The organism is Mesorhizobium sp. ORS 3428, assembly GCF_001854785.1.
GTDB lineage: Bacteria > Pseudomonadota > Alphaproteobacteria > Rhizobiales > Rhizobiaceae > Mesorhizobium.
In genome coordinates this window covers 1-4,147 of the sequence record NZ_MDFL01000042.1, presented here as the reverse complement: position 1 = coordinate 4,147, position 4,147 = coordinate 1, and the positions used below count along the sequence as shown (strand labels likewise).

4 protein-coding genes and 1 pseudogene are annotated in these 4,147 nt (G+C 56.5%); 3 read left to right on the top strand and 2 right to left on the bottom strand.

The window, feature by feature from the left end; translation table 11 throughout:
• The 3 genes and pseudogenes from ORS3428_RS05710 to ORS3428_RS34385 form a co-directional block, all read left to right on the top strand.
• The coding region (locus tag ORS3428_RS05710; RefSeq protein ID WP_244507863.1) for an ABC transporter substrate-binding protein at nucleotides 1–694 on the top strand (694 nt) is incomplete at its 5' end.
• A gap of 501 nt (nucleotides 695–1,195) precedes the next feature.
• Nucleotides 1,196–2,149 carry a LysR substrate-binding domain-containing protein gene (locus tag ORS3428_RS31185; RefSeq protein ID WP_083355008.1) on the top strand — a complete coding sequence of 318 codons (954 nt, stop codon included), beginning with the start codon at nucleotides 1,196–1,198 and terminating at the stop codon, nucleotides 2,147–2,149.
• Between the two features lie 387 nt (nucleotides 2,150–2,536).
• Nucleotides 2,537–2,753 (top strand): annotated as a pseudogene (locus tag ORS3428_RS34385) (transposase); the annotation flags it as partial.
• Nucleotides 2,754–2,905: 152 nt separating this feature from the next.
• Here ORS3428_RS34385 and istB read toward each other — a convergent pair.
• Nucleotides 2,906–3,661: an IS21-like element helper ATPase IstB gene (gene istB, locus ORS3428_RS05705; protein ID WP_071095383.1), complete on the bottom strand. Its 756-nt coding sequence runs from the start codon at nucleotides 3,659–3,661 to the stop codon at nucleotides 2,906–2,908.
• Nucleotides 3,662–3,672: 11 nt separating this feature from the next.
• A partial coding sequence (locus ORS3428_RS05700) for a transposase (RefSeq protein WP_131802844.1) occupies nucleotides 3,673–4,147 on the bottom strand: 475 nt, incomplete at its 5' end.

Below are 4,147 nucleotides of genomic sequence, written 5' to 3'. Positions count from 1 at the left end.
TTGCCGGACCAACACCACCCACAAACCCTATGACGACAAACGGGTGCGGAACGCGCTACAGATGGCAGTCGACAACAACGCCGTCCTGCAGCTGGGTTATAGTGGACATGGCACCGTCGGCGAGAACCATCATGTGAGCCCAATCCATCCAGAGTACTATCCGCTCCCCAAAAAAGCGCGAGATATGGCGGGCGCCAAGAAGCTGATGCTGGACGCAGGACAGGCCGAGTTCGAACACRAGATAATCTCGGTTGACGACGAATGGCAGAAGAACACCGCTGACGCAATTGCTGCTCAATTGCGCGAAGCTGGTATCAAAGTTAAACGTACTGTGATACCAGCCTCGACCTATTGGAACGACTGGAACAAATATCCCTATTCCACAACGCAATGGTACATGCGCCCGCTCGGGGTTCAGGTCCTCGCATTGGCGTACCGCACTGGCGAGGCTTGGAATGAGACGGCTTACTCCGATCCCAATTTCGACRCCAAGCTCAAAGATGCGCTATCACTGATAGACGTTGCCAAACGCAAAGAGGTTATGAAKGACGTCGAGCAGATCCTGCAGGACTCCGGCATTATGATCCAGCCATTCTGGCAGAAGCTCTACTGCCATATGAACAAGAAGGTTAAGAACTACGCCATGCACCCAACCTACACAATGGATTTCCAGAAGGTTTGGCTGGACGCCTAAGTCCATCTCCAGAGCACCAATTAGCCGGCACTTTTTGCCCCTCGGGCAAGCGCCGGCCATTTTAAGGATCGATCTACCCAGCGGCTAAGAAAAGTCCCCTGGATGCGTAGCATTCGGCGACCCCCTTGGTTAAAAGAGAACGAGGAAGCCAGACGCGTCGATGCAGCCGCCGCTCAATGTGGRCACAACGAGCTGCAGGGTGGCTGACACAAAGCGAGAGCGGGAATCCAAAGAAGTTCAGCCGAGAGTTCAGCTGAGCCGGTGAGATTGATACCTGGAAGTGGAGCATTGGACTGCCCCAAGCTTCCCGGGATACCGACGTGCCCCGATCCGCGGCGGCCRTAACTCCGAGCGGCTTTCGAGCTGCCACGGAATGCCATGCGCGCCGATTTAATGGGGCCAGAGGTTTCTCACCACTGAGATGGGTAGTRCTTTTCAGTTTTTCTTGCAATCGAACCTGTCGCGAATTATTGTGAGCGCGCCAAGATAAAGCAGCGCAAGGTGTTTATATTAAGCGGTTGCAGGATAGGTCAAAGGAGAAAATCGATCGTCCGCAAGTACTACAACCTCCCGCCATTGACGACTTTGGCTGTGTTTGAGGCGACCGCTCGGCATGCTAACTTCAAAAGCGCTGCAGATGAAATGAACGTAACTGTCAGTGCGGTAAGCCGGCAGATAAAGGCACTAGAGGATGAACTTGGTCTTAAACTTTTCATTAGACTCAAAAATGGAGTTCAGCTGACCGCGGCGGCGCAAGATTTGTTCTCTGAGGTAGCTGCTAGTCTATCGCGTTGCTCTGAAGCGGTCCAGGCCTTAAGGATTGAAAAGGACGACGAAATCGTAACTTTGGCGTGTACTGATGCTTTCGCCACGCACTGGCTTATGCCAAGAATGACGGATTTTTGGGGTAAGTTTCCGCACATTACCGTAAATCATTTCATATCGGATGAGGTTCGTGACTTTCGTAATGCTGAAGTAGACCTTTTCGTAAGACCCGCAGCAGGAATATGGGCGAACGAAAGCACCGAGCCCCTGTTAAAAGATCTCATTTATCCTGTTTGTGGTGCGGCTTTTGCGGAAGAGCACCGTTTTGCCAAGCCAACAGACTTGCCGAGCCTTCCGCTGCTTCATGTAGATTGGAATAATCCGCATTGGCCTCGATGGCACGATTTTCTGCAAAACGCATCTGTTCCCTACCAAGGATTGCGCGGGAGCAGATTTAACAGATACTCGGCTCTCCTTACGGYGGCTGAGGCAAATCAAGGCTTGGCATTGGGATGGGATTCACTGGTCAGACCGATGGTGCTCCAGGGAAGACTCGTCCGGTTCTCCGATGTCGCTATGCGTGACCCTGTCGGCTTTTGTCTGGCTTGGAACAACAGGAAGCCGCTCTCAAAACCTGCGTCAACAATGCGTGCTTGGCTATTGGACCAAGCATGGGCCTTAGCCGATTAGTATCCATTGAGACGTCGATCTGCATTGGTCGCCCGAATTGCAGACGTGGTATGGCTAGCGGCTAGTCGGCGTGCTTTGATTCCCGGGATCATCGCGGTCCCGTCGCTTCTTCCTTAAGAGCTTTGCTCGCRCTCCTACGGGCGGTCGTCGCGGGCACAGTGTGCCTTTGGCTGRCCATCGTAGCGGGGCAAGTGGCCAGCGTTCCTCCTCAGGCCAGACCGACGCATTGGGGAGGTAAGTCTGATCTTGGCGCTAACTACGCCAGACGTCCCTGGCGCCCCGTGCTCGGCAATGGAAGCGGGTGATCACCGGGCTCGCTTTGCTCGATTTCTGAGGGCCAATCTCCATGTTCAGCACCCGGCGCCCCATCGGGGTTGATCGAACGGTAAGGTGAAGGTCTTCCTCGACCGTTCGATCGAAGGCGACTGTTTGATGCCAGCCAACTGTAGGTGCGCCGCGGTGGCAGCATGGTCCCGGTCGCAGTCATCATTGTCGTGCACGCCAATGCGTATGACCGACGCGAGGTGCTGAACATGGAGATTGGCCCTCAGAAGCCGACCCGATCTGGACGCAATTCCTGCGCAAATTGACCGGGCGCGGCCTCAGTTGCGTATTCCGACGAAGCCGGCCACCGATTCCGATTTGAAGCCGGCCAGTCATTCCGATTTCGTTCCGGCCACCATTCCGATTTGAAGCCGGACGTTTTTCGKTCTGATCCTGGGTCTCGTTGATGTTTGGGTTGGGTTTTGTTTCAGGTCAAGCTTCGGTGTTTTCGGATGCGACTGGCGGGCGCTGTTTTCGCATGCTTTCACCGGTGAGATCGATGCGGTAGGCGTTGTGAACGAGGCGATCCAAGATGGCATCGGCAAGAGTCGGGTTTGCAATAATCTCCCACCAGCGATCCACGGGCACCTGACTTGTGACGATGGTTGAGCGTCGCTCGTAGCGGTCCTCAATGATCTCCAGGAGATCGCGACGTTGGTCGTCATTGAGCTTTTCCGGTCCCCAATCATCGAGGATCAGCAGGTCGGTCCTGGCAAGAGATTTGAGGATCCTGCCGTATCGCCCGTCGCCTCTCGCAAGCGAGAGAGCGGCGAATAGCCGGGGAACCCGGTGATAGGCGACGGAGAAGTCTTCGCGGCAGGCCTTGTGACCGAGAGCGCAGGCAAGCCAACTTTTGCCGACGCCGGCCGGCCCGGTGATGAGAAGGCCGTGATGCTTTCTGATCCAGTCGCAGCCGGCAAGCGCCATGAACAGATTACGGTCGAGACCGCGTGCGGCACGGAAATCGGCATTCTCGATCTGCGCGTTCTGGCGAAGCTTGGCCGCCCTGGCGCGAGCCTCGAAACGCTTCTGGCGGCGCATGGTCGCCTCGCGTTCGAGCAGCATGGCAAGCCATTCGCCGTGCTCGAKGCCGCACGCTTCGGACTGGGCTTCGAGTTCCTGGAAAGCGGTTGCCATGCCGTAAAGGCCGAGCTCTCGCAGCATGTCTATGGTGGGATTGATCAGCATTGGTGGATCTCTCAATGAAAGTAATCAGGGCCACGCAGATTGGCGTGATCGACGATGGCGGTTGGTTCGGTGGAATGGCGTGCGGCTTTGTGGTTGGCGATGAGCGAGGCAATGCTCTTGCAGTTCAGGCCACCAATCTCGACAGCGCGGGCTGACACGACTACGGCCCGATTGCGATCGATGTCGCGAAACAGGCGTAGGATGCCCAGACATGTTCGAAAGCCCTGCTCGGGATGCGGACGGCTGGAGAGGATTGCGATGACCAGGCCTTCCGTCTGCGGTCCGATGGATGCGGCCCAGCGCCGAAAGCGCTCCGGTGTCCATTCGGCATAGCGCCGGTGGGAGCTGGGCATGTGATCCGGATCGGTTCCATGGCGAGGACCTCCATAGCGGCGCTGATGCGCCGCGACGCGCTTGCCACGGTGGAAGATCTCGATGGTGCGCGCCGTCGCTCTCAGGTCGACCTGCTGACGAATGAGGCTGTGG